The sequence below is a fragment of the Leptospira hartskeerlii genome (assembly GCF_002811475.1).
GTDB lineage: Bacteria > Spirochaetota > Leptospiria > Leptospirales > Leptospiraceae > Leptospira_B > Leptospira_B hartskeerlii.
In genome coordinates, this window is record NZ_NPDL01000012.1 from 1 (window position 1) to 17,293 (window position 17,293).

The 17,293-nt window shown below is 40.4% G+C and carries 16 protein-coding genes; 10 read left to right on the forward strand and 6 right to left on the reverse strand.

What is annotated here, in order from left to right:
* The 8 genes from CH352_RS17765 to CH352_RS17800 form a co-directional block, all read left to right on the forward strand.
* Positions 1–2,640, forward strand: a 2,640-nt coding sequence (locus CH352_RS17765) for a 4Fe-4S dicluster domain-containing protein (RefSeq protein WP_243396457.1), incomplete at its 5' end; no start/stop codon positions are given.
* A 26-nt stretch (positions 2,641–2,666) separates the two neighbouring features.
* Positions 2,667–4,034, forward strand: a complete 1,368-nt coding sequence (nrfD, locus tag CH352_RS17770; RefSeq protein ID WP_100708199.1) for an NrfD/PsrC family molybdoenzyme membrane anchor subunit — start codon at positions 2,667–2,669, stop codon at positions 4,032–4,034.
* On the forward strand, positions 4,034–4,585 hold the full coding sequence (locus CH352_RS17775) for a DUF3341 domain-containing protein (protein ID WP_100708138.1): 552 nt from the start codon (positions 4,034–4,036) through the stop codon (positions 4,583–4,585). The genes nrfD and CH352_RS17775 overlap by 1 nt, the downstream gene beginning before the upstream one ends.
* 10 nt (positions 4,586–4,595) lie before the next feature.
* Entirely contained in the window at positions 4,596–5,186 is a 591-nt protein-coding gene (locus CH352_RS17780) for a c-type cytochrome (RefSeq protein WP_100708139.1), read from the forward strand.
* Positions 5,186–6,409, forward strand: a complete 1,224-nt coding sequence (locus CH352_RS17785; RefSeq protein WP_100708140.1) for a hypothetical protein — start codon at positions 5,186–5,188, stop codon at positions 6,407–6,409. The genes CH352_RS17780 and CH352_RS17785 overlap by 1 nt, the downstream gene beginning before the upstream one ends.
* Before the next feature lie 11 nt (positions 6,410–6,420).
* Entirely contained in the window at positions 6,421–6,945 is a 525-nt protein-coding gene (locus CH352_RS17790) for an Lsa16 family lipoprotein adhesin (RefSeq protein ID WP_100708141.1), read from the forward strand.
* Positions 6,946–7,042: 97 nt separating this feature from the next.
* On the forward strand, positions 7,043–7,456 hold the full coding sequence (locus CH352_RS17795; protein ID WP_100708142.1) for a hypothetical protein: 414 nt from the start codon (positions 7,043–7,045) through the stop codon (positions 7,454–7,456).
* A gap of 68 nt (positions 7,457–7,524) precedes the next feature.
* A complete protein-coding gene (locus tag CH352_RS17800) occupies positions 7,525–8,337 on the forward strand; it encodes an Lp29 family lipoprotein (RefSeq protein ID WP_100708143.1) in 813 nt (270 codons plus the stop codon).
* 37 nt (positions 8,338–8,374) lie between these two features.
* Here the strand turns inward: CH352_RS17800 and CH352_RS17805 are convergent, their stop codons facing one another.
* Positions 8,375–8,638, reverse strand: a complete 264-nt coding sequence (locus CH352_RS17805) for a hypothetical protein (protein WP_243396463.1) — start codon at positions 8,636–8,638, stop codon at positions 8,375–8,377.
* 310 nt (positions 8,639–8,948) lie between these two features.
* Between CH352_RS17805 and CH352_RS17810 the strand changes: the two genes are divergently transcribed.
* Positions 8,949–10,094 carry a DUF1577 domain-containing protein gene (locus CH352_RS17810; protein ID WP_100708145.1) on the forward strand — a complete coding sequence of 382 codons (1,146 nt, stop codon included), beginning with the start codon at positions 8,949–8,951 and terminating at the stop codon, positions 10,092–10,094.
* A 1-nt stretch (position 10,095) separates the two neighbouring features.
* Here the strand turns inward: CH352_RS17810 and CH352_RS17815 are convergent, their stop codons facing one another.
* Genes CH352_RS17815 through CH352_RS17825 form a run of 3 tightly spaced genes read right to left on the reverse strand, consistent with a single transcriptional unit; the run spans position 10,096 to position 13,290 of the window.
* Positions 10,096–12,393 carry a DNA polymerase domain-containing protein gene (locus CH352_RS17815; RefSeq protein ID WP_100708146.1) on the reverse strand — a complete coding sequence of 766 codons (2,298 nt, stop codon included), beginning with the start codon at positions 12,391–12,393 and terminating at the stop codon, positions 10,096–10,098.
* Positions 12,390–12,650: a DUF8156 family protein gene (locus CH352_RS17820; RefSeq protein WP_100708147.1), complete on the reverse strand. Its 261-nt coding sequence runs from the start codon at positions 12,648–12,650 to the stop codon at positions 12,390–12,392. The genes CH352_RS17815 and CH352_RS17820 overlap by 4 nt, the downstream gene beginning before the upstream one ends.
* Complete coding sequence (locus CH352_RS17825) at positions 12,643–13,290, reverse strand: hypothetical protein (protein ID WP_100708148.1); 648 nt, start codon at positions 13,288–13,290, stop codon at positions 12,643–12,645. The genes CH352_RS17820 and CH352_RS17825 overlap by 8 nt, the downstream gene beginning before the upstream one ends.
* Positions 13,291–13,423: 133 nt before the next feature.
* Here CH352_RS17825 and CH352_RS17830 point away from each other — a divergent pair, with 133 nt between their 5' ends.
* The gene (locus CH352_RS17830; RefSeq protein WP_243396458.1) at positions 13,424–13,945 is read left to right on the forward strand and encodes a Pycsar system effector family protein; all 522 of its coding nucleotides are present in this window, start codon (positions 13,424–13,426) and stop codon (positions 13,943–13,945) included.
* Between the two features lie 29 nt (positions 13,946–13,974).
* Here CH352_RS17830 and CH352_RS17835 read toward each other — a convergent pair whose 3' ends face one another.
* Entirely contained in the window at positions 13,975–15,948 is a 1,974-nt protein-coding gene (locus CH352_RS17835; protein WP_100708150.1) for a hypothetical protein, read from the reverse strand.
* Positions 15,949–16,099: 151 nt separating this feature from the next.
* Positions 16,100–17,281 carry an acyltransferase family protein gene (locus CH352_RS17840; protein ID WP_100708151.1) on the reverse strand — a complete coding sequence of 394 codons (1,182 nt, stop codon included), beginning with the start codon at positions 17,279–17,281 and terminating at the stop codon, positions 16,100–16,102.
* Positions 17,282–17,293 lie beyond the last annotated feature (12 nt).

The following is a 17,293-nucleotide window of genomic DNA, read 5'->3' on the forward strand; positions in this document are numbered from 1 at the left end:
GCTCCGGTGACATCCTTAGTGTTCGCTCCTAATTCGCCAAGACCTGCAGCAATTTCCGGCGGAAAAGTGGAGAATATCCAATGGAGCTCTTTGGATTCCAAAGTTCAGGAAGCTCTTTCTAAGAACAAAGGTAACACTGTAATTGTAACAAGACCTCTTGATTCTCCTTCCACCAAAGCGATCATCGCTGACTTCTTAAAAGCAGTAGGTGGTGGACAACATTTAGAGATCTCTATCACTTCTCCGGAAGATGCAATTTCCAAAGCTCAAGCAGCTTCTTACGGAAAGGCACTTGTTCCTAACTATAATTTCGAATGGGCGAACACTATCCTGTCCATCGATTGCGATTTTATGGGTGGATGGTTGTCTCCTGAAGAACACCAAAAGGATTTTGCAAAACGCAGAAACCTAAGAGATGGAGCAAAAGATCTTAATTACTTCGTCGCTGCTGAATCCATTCCTACTATGTCCGGATCTAACGCGGATCTTAGACTTCCTATTCGTCCTGGCGACCAGTCCAAACTGGCTCTTGCAATTGCTGCAGGTCTTGGCGAATTAGGAGCGAACACTAAGGATGTCACCGGAGCTTCTACTGTAGAAAGTCTCGCAGGAGAACTTGGTGTCAGCGCAGAAGGTATCCGCAAAACTGCAAAGGCTCTTTGGGCAAACAAAGGTAAGTCTCTCGTGGTTGCGGGCGGTCTGGCTGCTTCTACCAAAGAAGCTGTTGATCTTCAGATCATTGTGAACTTCTTAAACTCTACCTTAGACAATGATGGTAAGACTGTTGATTACGCTTCTCCTAAAAAAGAAGGTTTAGCTGATTATTCAGGTAACTTAAACAAACTTACTGAAGCATTAAAACAAACTAAAGTAGGAGTTCTATTCCTCTACGATACCAACTTGGTTTACCAAGCTGGTGATTCTTGGAAGGACCTTCTTCATAGAGCTGCTTTGACCGTAAGTATTGCAGACAGAGCGGATGAGACTGCTCTTGCTTCCAACTATCTGGCTTCCACTACTCATTTCTTAGAGTCTTGGGGAGATTCAGAAGGAACTAAGGGAATATTCTCAATCCAACAACCTGCGATCCGTCCTTTATTCAACACTCGTTCTTTCGAGGACAGCTTGATCGCTTTCGCAGGCGGATCTCTTTCCAACGAAAAATCGTTTTACGAATACGTAAAGAACTCTTGGACCAAAAAGTTAGGTTCCAAACAGAAATGGGAAGATCTTCTCAGAGTTGGAACTACTGTAAGAGCTAAGGATCGCAAAAAAACTGCAAGCGCTACTCGTGGCTTCAATAAAGCAGCCTTGAAAAAGCCTGCAAGTTATCCTGCTGGAATTCGTTTGGCTCTTTACGAGACAAGCTCTATCGGAGACGGTAAAGCGGCAAATAACTCTCTATTACAAGAGCTTCCGGATCCTGTTACCAAGGTTACTTGGGACAACTATGTAATCCTTTCACCAGGACTTGCAAAAGAAAAAGGGATCCAATCTAACGATGTGGTTTCCGTAAAAACTACCAAAGGTTCTATCGAACTTCCTGCTCAGGTTCAGCCTGGAGTGCATAAGGATACGATCGGGATCGCGGTTGGTTACGGTAGAACTGCAGCTGGTAAAGTAGGTAACGAAGTAGGTAAGAACGCATATGTTCTGGCTGAAGACGGAGTATTCTCCGGAATTTCCGTAACTTCTCTCGAGAAGACCGGTAAAACTTACAAGCTTGCTTGCACCCAGCACCACCACGTTTTATCTCCAGGTTTCGGATACGAAGATCGACCTTTGGTTCAATCTACTTCTTTGGAAGAATGGAAAAAGAATCCAGCTTCCGGAGTTAAAGAATCCGAAATTCCTAAAATTAAAAAAGACGGTAAGATGGTCTATGCAGCCGGAGCAAACCCGGTTCATGAATACCCTGGTTACAAATGGGGTATGGCTATCGATTTGACTGCTTGTACCGGTTGTGGTTCTTGCGTCATCGCGTGCCAAGTAGAGAACAATATTCCGGTAGTAGGAAGAGACGAAGTTAGAGTGGGTCGCGAGATGCATTGGCTTCGTATCGATCGTTACTATATCGGTGATCCTGAAAAACCGGAAGATCTACAGATCGCTCATCAGCCTATGCTTTGCCAACAATGCGATAACGCTCCTTGCGAGACTGTTTGTCCTGTTATGGCAACTGTTCATAGCTCTGAAGGGATCAACGACATGGTTTATAACCGTTGCGTTGGAACTCGTTACTGCTCTAACAACTGTCCTTACAAAGTTCGCCGTTATAACTGGGCTCAACACTGGTATAACGAGACCGGAGCTGAAAAAGGATCCAGAACTCCTAGATATCTTGGACTCAATCCGGATGTTACGGTTCGTGGAAGAGGGGTTATGGAAAAATGTAACTTCTGTTCTTCTCGTATCGCGGAGAAAAAGATCCAGGCCAAAAACGAAGGTCGTCCTTTGAAAGACGGAGAACTGAAGACAGCATGCCAACAAAGTTGTGCGGCTGATGCTATCAGTTTCGGAAACACGAACGATAAGAGTTCTACGGTATCCAAACTTAGTTCGGATCCTAGATCTTTCAGAGTTCTTGAGTATTTAAATGTCGGTCCCCAGGTCGCATATTTGACCAGGGTAAGAGCTTAATCCGGAGTAATTAAAGCGCTATGTCTATACCTAACGCAATCAAAGAAGCCCTGGATATCCAACCTTTAGTCACTGGCGGCAAGTCCGTCCGTGACGTTACCGAGGATATCCTCAAGCCGGTCGAAGCTTTCCCCACTTCTCTGTGGTGGAAGGCTTTCATTCTGGCTCTTACCATTACCGTAATCGATTTAGCTATCATCGGATACTTGGTATACGAAGGTCTTTACATCCTCGGGATCAACAATCCTGTAGGTTGGGGATTCTTCATCGTAAACTTCGTATTCTGGATCGGTATCGGTCACGCAGGAACTCTGATCTCTGCGGTTCTTTATCTGTTCCGCCAAGAGTGGAGAACCGGTATTAACCGTGCTGCGGAAGCGATGACCATCTTCGCGGTGTTAACTGCTGCATCCACCTTGATCATCCATATTGGACGTCCTTGGATGGGATTTTGGTTATTCCCTTATCCGAATGAAAGAGGACCTCTTTGGGTGAACTTCAGATCTCCTCTGATCTGGGATACATTTGCGGTTTCCACTTACTTGAGTATCTCTCTTGTTTTCTGGTATATCGGTTTGATCCCTGATATCGCGGCCGTGAGAGACAGGGCAACTACACCTCTTCGCAGAAAAGTTTATGATATTCTTTCCTTCGGATGGGTTGGATCCAACAAAGCATGGTCTCACTTAGAGACTGTTGCGATGATCCTTGCTGCATTGTCTACACCTCTGGTTCTTTCGGTGCACACAATCGTATCCTTCGACTTCGCGGTTTCCATCGTTCCTGGATGGCACACTACGATCTTCCCGCCTTACTTCGTTGCCGGTGCGATCTTCTCCGGATTTGCGATGGTGGTTACTTTGATGGTAATCGCAAGGGAAGTCTTCCAACTGAAAGATTATATCACCATGAAACACTTGGAAAACATGAACAAAGTGATCATGGTTACAGGTTTGATCGTGGGTCTTGCTTACTCCACTGAGTTCTTCATGGCTTGGTATTCAGGAAACGAATACGAAGGATTTACTTTCGTAAACAGAGCATTCGGTCCTTACGGATGGGCATACTTCATCATGTTCAGCTGTAACGTATTTGCTCCTCAGGTATTCTGGTCTAAAAAACTTAGAAATAGCATTCCTGTGATGTTCATCGTTTCCATCATCGTAAACATCGGTATGTGGTTCGAACGTTTCGTGATCGTAATGACATTACACGCGGACTTCTTGCCTTCCAGCTGGGATAAATACATTCCAACGGTTTACGATTTCATGATGTTACTCGGAACCTTCGGTATATTCTTCACTATGTTCCTTCTCTTCTGTAGATTACTTCCGGTAATCGCGATCGCGGAAGTGAAAACAGTAATGCCTCATAAAGATGGAGGTCATCATTAATGTATACTCCTAAGAAAGAACAGTTTCATACTTTCGAAGAAACAGAGCATGGAGTTTTCGGTTTATTCGATACTCCTGCTCAGATCATAGATGCGGCTCAAAAAACAAAAGATAAGGGTTACACCAACTTCGATTGTTTTACTCCGTATCCTGTCCACGGATTGGATGACGCAATGGGTCTTCCTCGTTCCGGACTTCCTTGGGTAACCTTCTTCATGGGGATTTTTGGATGCACAGTCGGTTTTGGAATGCAGTATTTAACTCATAAATACGATTGGCCGATCAATATCTCCGGAAAAAGTTTTAACGCTTGGTTTGCGTATATTCCGATCACATTCGAGTTTACAGTGTTCATGGCTGGACTTTCCACAGCTGCAGCTTTGTTCTTCCTGGCTAAACTTCCAAAAACCGGTCGTAAGGTTTTACATCCGGACATCACTACCGACAAATTCGCGCTTTGGATCCCTTCCAACTCTGCGAATTATTCAGAAGGTTCAGTGACCGACTTTATCAAAGGCCTCGGCTCTAAACATGTCGAGACGGTGAAATAGGAGAATTTTGATGATTTCACTGCAAAGAATTTTTGCTCTTTCTCTCGCAGGTTTGATACTTTGGAACTGCGAGTCTAAGACTCCTCCTATGGAGTATATGCCGGACATGGCTGACTCTCCAGCAAGAGAAGCTCAGGAAGCGGACTCTAATTTTCCGAACAATACTTCCTTACGCCTTCCTCCTGTCGGAGCAGTTCCTCAGGGACATTACCCTTATGAGTATGCTGGCTTTACAGATGTCGAAAAACTTCCAAACAAGGGTTTAACTAATCCTTATAAATCGGATTTGGTTAATCTGAAACGCGGAGAAGATAGATATCAAACGTATTGCAGCCCTTGTCACGGTGTTAGAGGACAAGGAAATGGAACTGTTGTAGGTCCTGCTCCACGGTTAAACGCTCCTAGAGAAGATGGCCCTATGGCAACGTTAGTTTCCACAAAGGTAAAAGGATTTTCTGATGGGCAGATCTATCATGTCATTACTGAAGGAAACGCTTTGATGAAAAGTTATGCTTCTCAAGTTCCTACTGAGGATCGTTGGAAAATCATATTATATGTTCGTAAATTACAAGAATACGACAACAGAACGGCTGGTAAATAATGGAAGTTAAAGTAGAACAAAACTTAATCAACTTTAAGTTGGATTCCAAAACCAGAAACGCTCTGGTAGGAATGATCCTTGTAGGTTTAGCGAGTATCGGTCTTGCTGCTTTCGGTCTTGGACATCCAGAACTTCGTCATGAGGGTGGCCATTCCAATCCAGCTTGGTCCGCATACTTAGTCGGCGTATTCTTTATTTTGGGAATTACACTGGCAGGGATTTTCTTCACCTCTTTAGCACATATCACCGGTGCTCATTGGCCTGTAACTCTGCGTAGAATTTCCGAAACTTATGGATTATTCGTTCCTGTTGCGGCAGTCCTTCTTCTGATTCTGCTTTTGGGAGCTCATGATCTATATGAGTGGACTCATGCAGAAGCGGTAGAAGCTGATAAACTTCTTAAGCACAAAAAGCCACTCTTAAACATCGGGTTCTTCTCAGTGATGATCGTCGTTTTAGGAGCAGCTTGGTCAACATTCGGGTATCTTTTCTATAAGAAATCAGTAACTCAAGATAGCGATAAAGACGTTAAGCACACTCAGTTTAGCGCGAAGTTAGCGGGAGGATATATAATATTCTTCGCACTTTCTTTCTCCTTAGTTTCTATCATGCTGGTAATGTCTCTTACTCCACACTGGTTCTCCACAATGTTTGGAGTTTACTGCTTCGCAGGAGCTTACCAGGCAGGACTTTCTTCTTTCGTGATCATGGCGTATTACCTGAAGAAAAGAGGATTTTTAGGAAACTTGGTGAACGAAAACCATATCCATGACTTAGGAAAATTCATACTCGGTTTCACAGTATTCTGGGCTTATGTTGGTTTCTCTCAGTTCATGTTGATCTGGTATGCTGCCATTCCGGAAGAAACTTTCTTCTATGAGCAAAGGTTAACTGGCGGATGGGAATATCTGACTTTGGCCTTGCCTGCAATCAAGTTCGCAGTTCCGTTCTTGCTTCTATTAAACCGTCCAAACAAAAGAGATATCGATTTCTTAATGAAAGTTTCTCTTTGGGTCATCTTCACTCAAGCTACTGAAATCTTCTGGTTGGTTTATCCTGCTAATTTCGTAGATTTCTCTTTCGGAGGATACTTGGTATCTTTGGGATCGGTAGTAGGCGTGATCGGATTATTCGGTCTGGTAGTTCTGAAAAGATTGGAAAAAGCTCCTTTGATCCCGGTGGGAGATCCGAGATTGGAAGAATCTTTACACCATCACCAATAAGGAAAAGGATCATGAAAAAATTAGCATTAAATATTACGATCCTCGGAATTGCAGCTCTCGCTTTGGGAGCTTGCTCCAACACTGCTCAAATCGTAGGGAATATTAACTGTCCTACATTAGAAAAGGGTAAATTGGATCCTAAAGTCGGAATTCTTTCCGACGACCAGCCCGATTCTGTTCAGGTTGAACTCCTTCCTGTAGGAACTGTAGTAAAGGTTTATGATTACAGAAACCACTACTATATCGCGAAAAAATTGGTCCGTATCAAGACCGAGAAAAACGAAGGTTGGGTAGATCCTGTTTGTTTGGTAGTCGGTCAGAATCCTGATGATTCAGTTTTCAAATGGGCATACCGCTCCGATTATAAACCTTTCTTGGACAGAGAGGACAGAGACAGATACAATCATAAGAATGATCCGAAAGATGGACCTGATGCAAAAGGGAGATCTACAGACGGATTCGAATATGATGTCTACAAGAACCTTCCAAAAGATAAGGTTCCTCTGGCAGATCTGGCACCTGAGCTGAAAAAGTAAAAGAAGAACGTTCTTTTATCCGTTTCAAAATTCACAAAGCCCCCTCCGAATAAAGGTTCGTTGGGGGATTTTTTTTGTAAAATGAGAAGGGAGATTCATGAATAAAAAGATGCTAATCCGAAAGTTTGCAGCAGGTTTACTTCTTCTCTTCTTTTCATGTTCCATCATTTTTCATACTATCATCATATCGGGTGCAGTTCCTTTTTCTATAGTTTGGGGAGGAAGATTAGAAACCTGGGAACAGATGATCGTATTTGAATCAGTTTCGATTCTTCTAAATTCACTCTTTCTAATAGTGATCGCACTTGATTTGGGATATATAAAACTTCCCATTCCCAAGCGAGTCGTTCCGATCGCAATTTGGATCATTATCCTAATCTTTTCTTTGAATACTTTAGGAAATATATTCTCTTTGAATTCTACTGAAGCGACTGTGTTCACTCCGGTCACTTTAGTGATCGCTTTATGTTGTTTAGTTTTGGTATTAGTCCCTTCCAAAGAAGAAGTTTGAGAATTTAATACTTAACTGAGGTAAATTTTTTACTGGAATCTTGCCGAAAATTCGTTTAGGGTTTCTAAATGCGTTTACTCGTCTTTTCGATCTTCTTTATATTTTTATCCAATGCCTGTGCTTCTAGATATTCCCTGACTCAAGCCGGCGATGTGGGAACTCCTACAAAACAACTCACCAAAAAATTTAGGATCGCTTATTTAGGTTTTAACACTTTTAAATCCACTAAGTTAAAAAATCCTGATGGGACAGTCGACTTTGAAGCACTTTCCGATCCATATTCTCGCACGATCAAAGAACCTGTAGGCGGAAATTTTCCAATCCCAGGGGAGAACAAACCGAATGGGATTCGAAAGGATTTATCTCAGGAGAAGGTTTCGAAATTCGTAAAATCCTACTTAGAGGTAACAGGTCCTACAGGGATCAAAGAACTGGAAAAGTTTTTGGAAATCGCAAAAACAGGGGAGAATTATACTTACTCCTTCAAAAATCTTCCTTATGATTATTATATCGTAGGACTACATTATCCCGTTTTCGAAAAAACAAGGAATATCGGCCTAAACTTTATAACTATCTTTTCCAGTCTATTCAGTGTAGCAACCTTGGGGATCTTGCCTTCTTACGAGGCGTATGCTGCGAATACAAAAGTCCTATTATATGATAAAAACTTAAATTTGGTCAAAGAACTGGAATACGATAATAATTATTCTGTGTGGAGAGCGTTGTGGATCTCACCTAATCCTAAAGAGTGTAGAATTGGAAATTTAGAATGTTTAGGGATGTTCAGCCCAACATTGGGAACAAATCCGCCTATGGTATTCGAAGCAAGTTCTCCTAAGATTAGCGCTGACTTAAGTGATTTTATAAATACTTTAAAGTAAGAAAAGACACCCGGGGATTACTCCCCGGGATTCGAAGCTATTTAGCGAGAAGGGATGCGAGGTAACTTTTCTTATCGATAGGAGAATCGAAAATAGAAGCAGAACAAACTTTATAATTAACAGCAGATGGACAACTTGCCGTTCCACCTATCTTACAGCCAGACTTCTCACATTTTTTACGACTTTCAGAAGTATCAGAACCTGAATAACTACAATAGTCCCTACAATTGGAACTAGAACCTGAACCGCAGATATAACATCCATCCGCATAGATACCAAGTTTAGAATGATCGGAAAACATCAGGATAAGAAGCAGGACAATGAGTAGTTTTTTCATATGTTTCCCAGGATAAAAATTAAATAAATAATTTATTTCCAAATTTCAGAATAGTCAATCGATTAATTTAGTATGACTTATAAATTCTCCCTAAAACGGGGGATGCGTTAGTCGATCCGTGTCCCCTAATGGATAAAATTAGGTAAAAATTTTTTTCCAAAAGAAGTCGATTTTGTCCGAAAAAATAGAAAACGAAAGACGTTCCAAGAATAAATTGTGAGTCGGTTAATTCGAAGAGAATCAATTCGCTTATTAAAAGAAGTATAGTCGGATTATGCAATATTTTGAAAAGAACTCCAGAGCTTTAGATTATATAGTTTCCAAAGATCAAAAAAAGCACGTCATTCTGAAATATCTATTGGACCAGGAACTTTCTCTCAAGATCTATCCTTTCGATAAAAAGGCAGTGATCAAAAAGTATCTTGAAGAGGATGAAAAGATACTGATCCGTATGCCTGAAGATTGGGAAGAAACGGGAGAGAAGAAGATTTCCTTATTCAAAATACTCGCCAAATATATAGAAATTGACTGCCAGTTCCTTCAAAAAGCGGAGAAGGATCTTTACCTTTTAAAAGTAGAAAAACTGGCAATTGCGAAATTGAATCGAGAAAGTACTAGGGTCCAAGTCTTAAACGGAAAAGCTGTCGTTACGAATCTAATCACACCTAAAACGGTGATCGAAGCGAATATGTTCAATATTCCAACTTTGATAAAAGTGAATCTAGAGGATTATAAGAATCGTCTTAAAAAGAATAGCACTGATAATATAGTCATCGAAACATTTAAGCCTGGGTTAGATAGGAAGTTTGAGATCGTAAAACGTTCTCGCAAGTCTTTGCTATTGGAAGACGCACAGAATGTTAATTCGTATTCGGAATCAGGGCCGGATCGTTTAGATTATTCGAAAGACGTTGACGATGATATTGCTACTATTATCCGAAAGTTCAAAGATCAAAAGATTGTTTCAGAACTCATTCGGCCTATCATTTACAAAAATCATTCCGATCAACCGATCCCGATTGGTTATATTTGGATACAAAGTAAGGATAAAAAACTCAGTTCAGATTATTTGGAAGAGCTGGGAAGGCTCTCCGATGAGGTTGTGGGCCGGATCAAAGAATCAAATACTATCAAGACTACTGAAAAGTTCAGGGTTTTGGATGCTTCTCCTAGAGGACTTAAGGTCAAGATTCACGATCCGAATTTGATAGATACCTTGCCTAAACAAGAAGGTTTTATCTTAGACGTTCTTTTCAAAATGCAGGCCCCTTTGACTGTTTCTGCTGCGATCCGCTGGTGGGGAAAAGACGAAGATGAGCATTTAACCTTGGGCCTAGAGTTTAAGAGTAAATCGGATCATCCAGGAGAAAGAGATAGATATATTAAGAATTTAGAATTAATGCAGAAGGGAGCACTTTAATCTAAAAATCAAGCCTTCCTTGAGGGTCTATAAGAGAATCAAAGTCCTTAAAGGAAGCAAATTCTGCCCAAACTTCTCTGAAAACCCCAACTAACATTTTTCTATAATATTCTTTATCGAAACCTGTTCTTTTAATCTTGTTCGGATAGAGTTGTAATTCTTCTTCCGGCATATACCTTTTATCTTTGGTTTTTGATCTTTGGTTCAATACTAAATATTTTATTTTTTCTCCCGCCTGTACATCCATTCCAAAATCCTTAAGTTTCATCATGGAAAGTGCCGTGGCCCCCATTACTTCATACTCTTCCAGCTCTCTGGAACTGGATTTGAGAAGTAGAAGATTTTCAGGAGCGATATTATTTTGTCGGATCATAGAATCGTATTTATGATAGATAGATAAAATTTCCGATTCAGATCTTTTTAGTTCTTGGATCGTTATCTTAGTCTTCATCCATTCCAGCATTTCGCTTTGAGCGCTTGTGATAAAATAAGGTATATCTTTTCTTCTGGCTCCTATTCCTCTGCATTTCAATTTCCCGGACTGGAATCTTCCCATATACCTGTTTGCTACAGGCATTTCGGAATCCTGACTGGAAGGAGGAAAAAGTAACCAGGTATAGATCCCATCTACTTCCATTCTGATCCCGGTCCGTTTTTGTATTTCCAAGCACAAAGAATCCAATTCGGATGTGCTCAAAGGAGAAGAATTATAGTTTTTGATAAATATACTGTCAGTGATCGCATGAACGAACTCATACCCGAACTCCTCTGCAGTTTCTTTTGCAATTAAAAGTTTTTCTCTTCCAAATGCGTTTACACTTTCGTGGCTTTCTAATCTTCCAAATTTTGCATTCCTATAACCTAAGTATCCGAAAGAAGTAACTAACATCCATTTTAAACTGGCTTGTTTTGCTTCATAGTTCGCCAGTTGTTTTCCGGTGGTGACCTTGGATTGTTTTTTGTAATAGGCCCTTCTGTCCAACACATGCTCTAACGCCTCAGAAACAACTCCTTTACGTTTATTGCATATACGATATCCTATGTCCGGTGCCTTTGGAACTGTTTCGTCATTTATACAGCATAAGCAGTTTACACATTCAGGAGAGATATTATGCATTGCCATGATGCTGGGATACATCTGAGCAAAATCCAATTGGGCGACATTCTCCGCTGTTTTACCTTCACTGACATCCGGTTGAAAAACCAGACCTCCTTTGTCTGCTTCCAATAATTGGAGCGCTGTTTTAGGAGCCTCTACTGCACTTTTTTGCCAAGGGACTAAGTAGCCTCTTCTTAATGCCACATCCGTTTCTATATAGGTGAGTGCCTTTCCTGTGGATGCCCTTGCCATTTTTTGCATAGGAAGCCTGGAGAGTCTAGCGAGTTCCACGACTCCCATTAGATCCGCTTCCTTATATACGAAACTATTTTTTGAATCTATATGCCATCTTCCGAATAAAGGATAAGAAGGTGCGCGAAATACGATATTTCCATACGTAAAATAACTGGTTCCCTTGGTGCTGATGTTTCTTCGGATAGGAGTGGTTCTATCCCTGTCCAATGCGGGAAGAAATCCTTGTCTTTGGGATTGGTAGAACAAGTAGGGTAGAATGACCTGGTCTCCATGCCTGGTCAGAAGAATATCCGGGTCTTCTTCCCTTAAAAGTATATCTAGTTTTTCTAATAATCTTTTTGGGTTTGTTCCGGATAATTCATGGTAATCAGTATCCGTTCTCACAATCAAAGGATTGTTTTCTATATTGATCCTATGGCTTTTTTTGAGATCTAAATGCATGATCTTGAATTTTGGGACCTCATAATCCATTTCTGAGGGAGAATCTTCTGTCCTTACATTTACGACCCTTTTTGCTCCAGGATCTTCGGTATAATCAATCTCCATTTTACATAAGGGAAATAGGCCTTTCTGGAACATATAGCTGGTTGGAAGATCTAGATCAGAATGATAGATCTCGAATTTCCCATATAGGGCATATAGCTTGCGACTAATCTTGGGTAGGATAGAAGGTTTAGTAATGATTATTTTTAGGACTGGAACTGTTTTATTTTCGTAGAATAGGTTTCTATTTTCGTAAACGGGAATATCTTCAATGGCATCTAACTCGAAGAGACGTTTTACTAATTTTTTAAGTAGGTCAGCTTCTCCTCTTGCATATATGATCGGATTAAATTTATCCAAGAAGAGTTGGGACACGCCTTCTTCATTTTTTAGCCAAAGATATACGATGTCTTCCGCATGATAAACGTCGAACAAATATCCTTTGGCGGTCTGGAGGTTCATTCAGATCTCTGCAGAGCTTCCGTTTCTTTTTTTAATCTAAGGATCTCTTTTTTCAGATCGATCATCATCGTAAGAAGCATGATGTCGATCGGATAAGGAGAAGAAGCCATCACACCAGCTTGTACCTGTAGTTTTGCAGTTCGGATCAATTCATCAAAAATTTCCTGATCCGGTTTACGAAGTCCTCTTCTGTATTGCCCTAGACTTGACTCGATGTACTGCATTTGTCTGGAATATGGAATAACCGTCCTACCCATAAATAAACTCCTGTTTGGAATTCGGATCTGTTTCGATCTCGTACATGGATTTCGCTTTTCTGATCTTTAAATAAGAATGACCTTCCACCATATTTAATTCCCAGAGATCTTCAGAGAGCTCGACTAACTTGGGAAAAATTTTTTGAAAGTTGGGATGGGTGTATTTTGTGGATTCCACAAGTACGATTGGGATCTGTTTGGAGCGCATTCGCTCCAATAACAATATCAATTTTTCCAAGAGGAAAAGACCTTCATCGTCCTGAACGTCTCCATCGAAGAATTGTTTACAAGGAGCCAAAATGAAATAGATCGTATTTTCTTTTGTAGAAGTATAGATCTCCCTTAGGGAGTCCAAGATCTGGTAAGGAGTGAATGCTCTTTGGACGAGGATCTTTTCTAAAAGTGCTTCGGGAGATACTCTTCTTTTTCTGGTCTCTTCCGTAATCGTGAATATGTCGAAACGGATAGCGCAGTCCAGATTAAATACCTGAAATCCGGAAACCGCAAATGCGTATTCCCAACGAAGTGCCAGTGTGTAGATCCCCTGTCTTCCTGTTAAAAGTCCAACATTGTCCCTGCTCCAGCCTAGGACTGGACGAAACAACTGGTCTTGGAAACCTTCCAAAGGGCCTAAATACATATATACTATATAAATGATATCTTAAAAAATGTAAAGTTATTTGGGATGTAGGAACTCCAAAAAGAGGATTTTAGGCTTTGGGCTAAAATGATTTATGTCTTGTCTAAAAAAATTTTCCAAAATCCTTGGAGCTATGGAATCAGATCATTTCAAAACGGTCCGCGCTCGTTCTGCAGTAGATTATCTTTTTAGGACCGTTCACCAACATCATTCTCAACTCAGCCAGATGGCGGACCAAAAGGCGAATATTCTGATCGCTGCATCATTCGTAATACTTTCACTTTCCTTAGGATATGTCCAAAGACCTACCTATAGAACGGGCCTGCTGACTCTGATGGTATTTATCGTAATTGCAGCGAGCTTAGCGATACTTGCAGTGATGCCTACGTTCAAACAGAAGAAGAACGGTAAATCAAATCCTTTGTTTTTCGGACATTTTGCTCCTATGAGTGAAAAAGAATTTATGACTAAGATGGAAGAGATCGCTTCGGAAGATTCTTCTTTGTATGAAGCCTTGACTAGAGATTTGTATCATTTGGGAAAATCCCTCTACTTTACAAAGTATAGATATTTGAGATGGAGTTATCGTTGTCTTTTAGTGGGCGTTACTTCTTCCATGATCTTAATATTTCTAGAAATTAAAGGAATTATTTAATACAATAATTCTCTCGGAGGACTTGGGGATCACAGTTTAATCTGGATAGGAACAAATCGATTCAGGATTTCCCTAACGGCTCGATTCAGTCTGGGCTTTCCTTCGGCTTCTAAAAGGATCCAATAGGCATAGTCTATGCTAAACATATCCTTAATATTCTTTCCAACCTTAACCCATTGTTGTTCTATTCTTTTTTTAGCTTCTACAGTTAGGTTTGGGTTCCTTTGGAAGTCTTCCAGATAGGAATAATATTCAGAGATAAGAGAAGCAGGGATAGGGTCCTTCCATTTTCTGCCTCTTAAGGTCCTTTCTGTTTCCCAGCGAAATTCTCCGAGGGTTTTGGTGACTACTAACGTGGCATTCTCAGTCATAACAACCGGGAATAATAACCTACTGTAATCTTGACTTCCGACACTTGTGTCTTGCCAGAGAACTCCTCTGTTGCCACTGTAAGGAAGGAGGATGCAATCTGCAAAAAATTCTTTCCTGTATTGATCTGTTCGGCTTGGATCCGTATTGGAAATCACGCTTACTTCTCTATGGAAAATACTTGTATCTATCTTTAAAACTCTTTCCGCATTTGATAGGATCTTATCCGGAAAAGTCAGATTGGACTCTGTGGCTCCGTAAAATTGATCTTCGGAAAGGATCGGATAAGCAAAATTCGGATTTAAGGAGACTCCTAAAAGTCCCATATAAAGAATATTTTCCAATTCCCAGTCGAGAATGTGCATAAGATATTCTTTGTTCATTAAATTCTTTGCTTCCGCTTCTTGGTTCCAACGCAGATTTGATTTTTGGATCTGGTCGTAAGTTTGCCCCATATGATTTTGGGAAGGGCTCTTTTTACCTGTGAGTATTAAATTTAACCAATCAGGAAGAAGGTGAACAGAAAGTTTTACTCCTTGGTATTGGCGATCTGTGACGGACGATCTTAATGTAGCGATTGCGAGTTCCAGATCTTGTATTCTCTTTGCGGAAACTAAATCTTCGTCTAAAAAGAAAAAATGTATAAACAGAAGGACCGGCTTAGGGATTCCCGCTGCTTGAGAGCGAGATTTGATAAAGCAGGCCTTATACAATCGTATTAATATTTTATAATCTTCTTGCTTGTGTCTTCTTCTTATTAATCCTGGATGCTCTTTGTATGCGGTTACCAGTCGAGTGATCTCGTCGCAGATGCCTGGATTCAGTCCTGAATATTCTAATATTTGGGCCAGGCTGTTTAAATATTCATCCGGTAAGGCGCCTGGATGAGCAGGACCGGCGGGACTTGTTTTAGAAGTTTCGATCCATTCTGCGGTTTTTTTCTCATCGAGCTCTGGAACAGTTTTTATCTGTAAGGTTAGATTCGTTCCCTCTTGGGAGATCAATATTGCTTCGGTTTTGAGCCATTGTTTACTCTCATCCGGAACTAAGATCTGCATTCTTTCGTATCTTGTAAGAGAAAACGTGGCTCCGACTTTTTTAGTATAAATCCTGGCTCTTATCGCTCTATTTAAGGAATTCTCATCCAGTTCATGGACCCCCAATAAGGCTGGAAATCTTTCCTCGGAATCTGTTTCTAAGATAGCGGTGATGAAGTTTTTGGCAATGGCTTTATGATCTTCTATCAAATGGTCTAAAGTATGCACGATCAATATATCTTTCCATGCGGGAAGATTGCTTTGTTCTGCAAGGAACTGTAGAAATTCAGGAAGGAAATATTTTCGATACCAGGACGGATCTTCCGCTAATCGTTTTAGATCCGAGTTGTCCACTTGGTCCAAGAAAGTGTGGAAAAGATTCGTGTCCTTGGAATTAAAATGATGGAGCTGTAATTTGGATACTATCTTAGCTCTATATTCTAACGCGAGGCGGTTTTGTCGGCGTAGATAACGTTGTAATAAGTAGATTACGGTGAATAGGAGGACTAAAAAAATCGCTCCACTGATAACTGGAGTCCAAGAGAACTCTGGCCAAATCAGGATAGGGCTTCCGGGATCCTGACTTAATATGAGCATGCAAAGATATTAAATAGAATTATAAAGTAGTCAAGATGTTTACTTGGTTGGGAGGCGGGCGGGGAAGAGAAAAGAGTTCGAGAAAGGGCGAATGACTTCTCCGGAAAAAATCCCGGAGAAGTCTGAAAATTTTAATCCAATCTGAAATTGGTCACTTAGATTTCAGATGAGCTATCCATTTGTCTTTTAGCATTAAAAAGGGTCTTTCGATTAAATAGAACAAGATCACGCAGAATATAAAAGTAAATAGCATTGCGACTAAGAAAGTTGCAAAAGTTCTAGAGTAGCTTAAAGAATGAATTACCGTCCCGCACACTAAGGAAATTGCAGCGGAGGTGGGGTAAAGATGCCAAAGATACATTGTATAACTTACTCTGGCAATAGGGCGAAATACTGGTAGGCTTAGGAATTTCCCGAAATAAGAACTCTCCCAAAGGCTGAGCAAAACGAGACCAGCAAAACCTAGATTTAAACAATTATAAGCGTAAATCTGAGTTATTGTATTTCTTTCTGTTAAAAAGCCAATCGCAGCTAATGCGATGGATACAATATATAATCCAATTCTAACGGATTTCTTTCCAACGATATTTGTGTAATTTGTTGAGAGATAAAGTTCTGAACATAACATCCCAGCAATCAGTGAATCAAACCTTGTTTCGCTATGCTGATAAACTACATGAGGGGGGAAAATGTTGAATTGGGAATATAATATCCTAAAGACTAACGGCAGGAAATATAATGATACTAATAGAATTCTTCGTGTTTTATCCGATATTTTGAAAAACAGAAGTGCACAAAGTGGTGGTAATATTATATAAAACTGTTCTTCGATTGAGAGAGACCATCCATAATCGAACATTCTCCCTTTCGTATAATTAGAAATATATAATAAATCTGCCCAATAATAGGAGATACTTTCCGTAAGATTTGTTTTTAAAAGTTCCTTCGAAGAATCGAGATGAGGCGCGGCATTTAGCGACTTCAATATTCCTCGCATGCTGATATACTGTACGAGTAATAAAAAATAATACGCAGGAAAAATCCGAAAAGAACGTTTTATATAAAAGAATGAGAGCTTTATATTACCATTCTTTGTCTTTTCTTTTAAAAGGTTCCCATAAATTAAAAAACCGCTTAATACAAAGAACAGATCAATCCCTGCTGTTAGATTTTTCAATGCCGTGTCCAAAAGAATTGGAATATCGGGTATGAAATGGTTTGCTCCGATCCAAATATGCAGTCCAATAATCATCATTATTGAGAAAGCCCTGACGCCGTTTAGCGCAGGGTATTCGTCGGACCGCTTTTCAGTTATATAAGAAAGAAACTTCATTTGGCCTCTTGT

Bases quoted from the DNA above. Each gene is read 5' to 3' on its own strand.
- CH352_RS17825 (WP_100708148.1), bottom strand. From the start codon at position 13,290: ATGTATTTAGGCCCTTTGGAAGGTTTCCAAGACCAGTTGTTTCGTCCA.
- CH352_RS17820 (WP_100708147.1), bottom strand. From the start codon at position 12,650: ATGGGTAGGACGGTTATTCCATATTCCAGACAAATGCAGTACATCGAG.
- CH352_RS17810 (WP_100708145.1), top strand. From the start codon at position 8,949: ATGCAATATTTTGAAAAGAACTCCAGAGCTTTAGATTATATAGTTTCC.
- CH352_RS17835 (WP_100708150.1), bottom strand. From the start codon at position 15,948: ATGCTCATATTAAGTCAGGATCCCGGAAGCCCTATCCTGATTTGGCCA.
- CH352_RS17790 (WP_100708141.1), top strand. From the start codon at position 6,421: ATGAAAAAATTAGCATTAAATATTACGATCCTCGGAATTGCAGCTCTC.
- CH352_RS17775 (WP_100708138.1), top strand. From the start codon at position 4,034: ATGTATACTCCTAAGAAAGAACAGTTTCATACTTTCGAAGAAACAGAG.
- CH352_RS17815 (WP_100708146.1), bottom strand. From the start codon at position 12,393: ATGAACCTCCAGACCGCCAAAGGATATTTGTTCGACGTTTATCATGCG.
- CH352_RS17785 (WP_100708140.1), top strand. From the start codon at position 5,186: ATGGAAGTTAAAGTAGAACAAAACTTAATCAACTTTAAGTTGGATTCC.
- CH352_RS17780 (WP_100708139.1), top strand. From the start codon at position 4,596: ATGATTTCACTGCAAAGAATTTTTGCTCTTTCTCTCGCAGGTTTGATA.
- CH352_RS17800 (WP_100708143.1), top strand. From the start codon at position 7,525: ATGCGTTTACTCGTCTTTTCGATCTTCTTTATATTTTTATCCAATGCC.
- CH352_RS17840 (WP_100708151.1), bottom strand. From the start codon at position 17,281: ATGAAGTTTCTTTCTTATATAACTGAAAAGCGGTCCGACGAATACCCT.
- CH352_RS17795 (WP_100708142.1), top strand. From the start codon at position 7,043: ATGAATAAAAAGATGCTAATCCGAAAGTTTGCAGCAGGTTTACTTCTT.
- CH352_RS17830 (WP_243396458.1), top strand. From the start codon at position 13,424: ATGGAATCAGATCATTTCAAAACGGTCCGCGCTCGTTCTGCAGTAGAT.
- CH352_RS17805 (WP_243396463.1), bottom strand. From the start codon at position 8,638: ATGTTTTCCGATCATTCTAAACTTGGTATCTATGCGGATGGATGTTAT.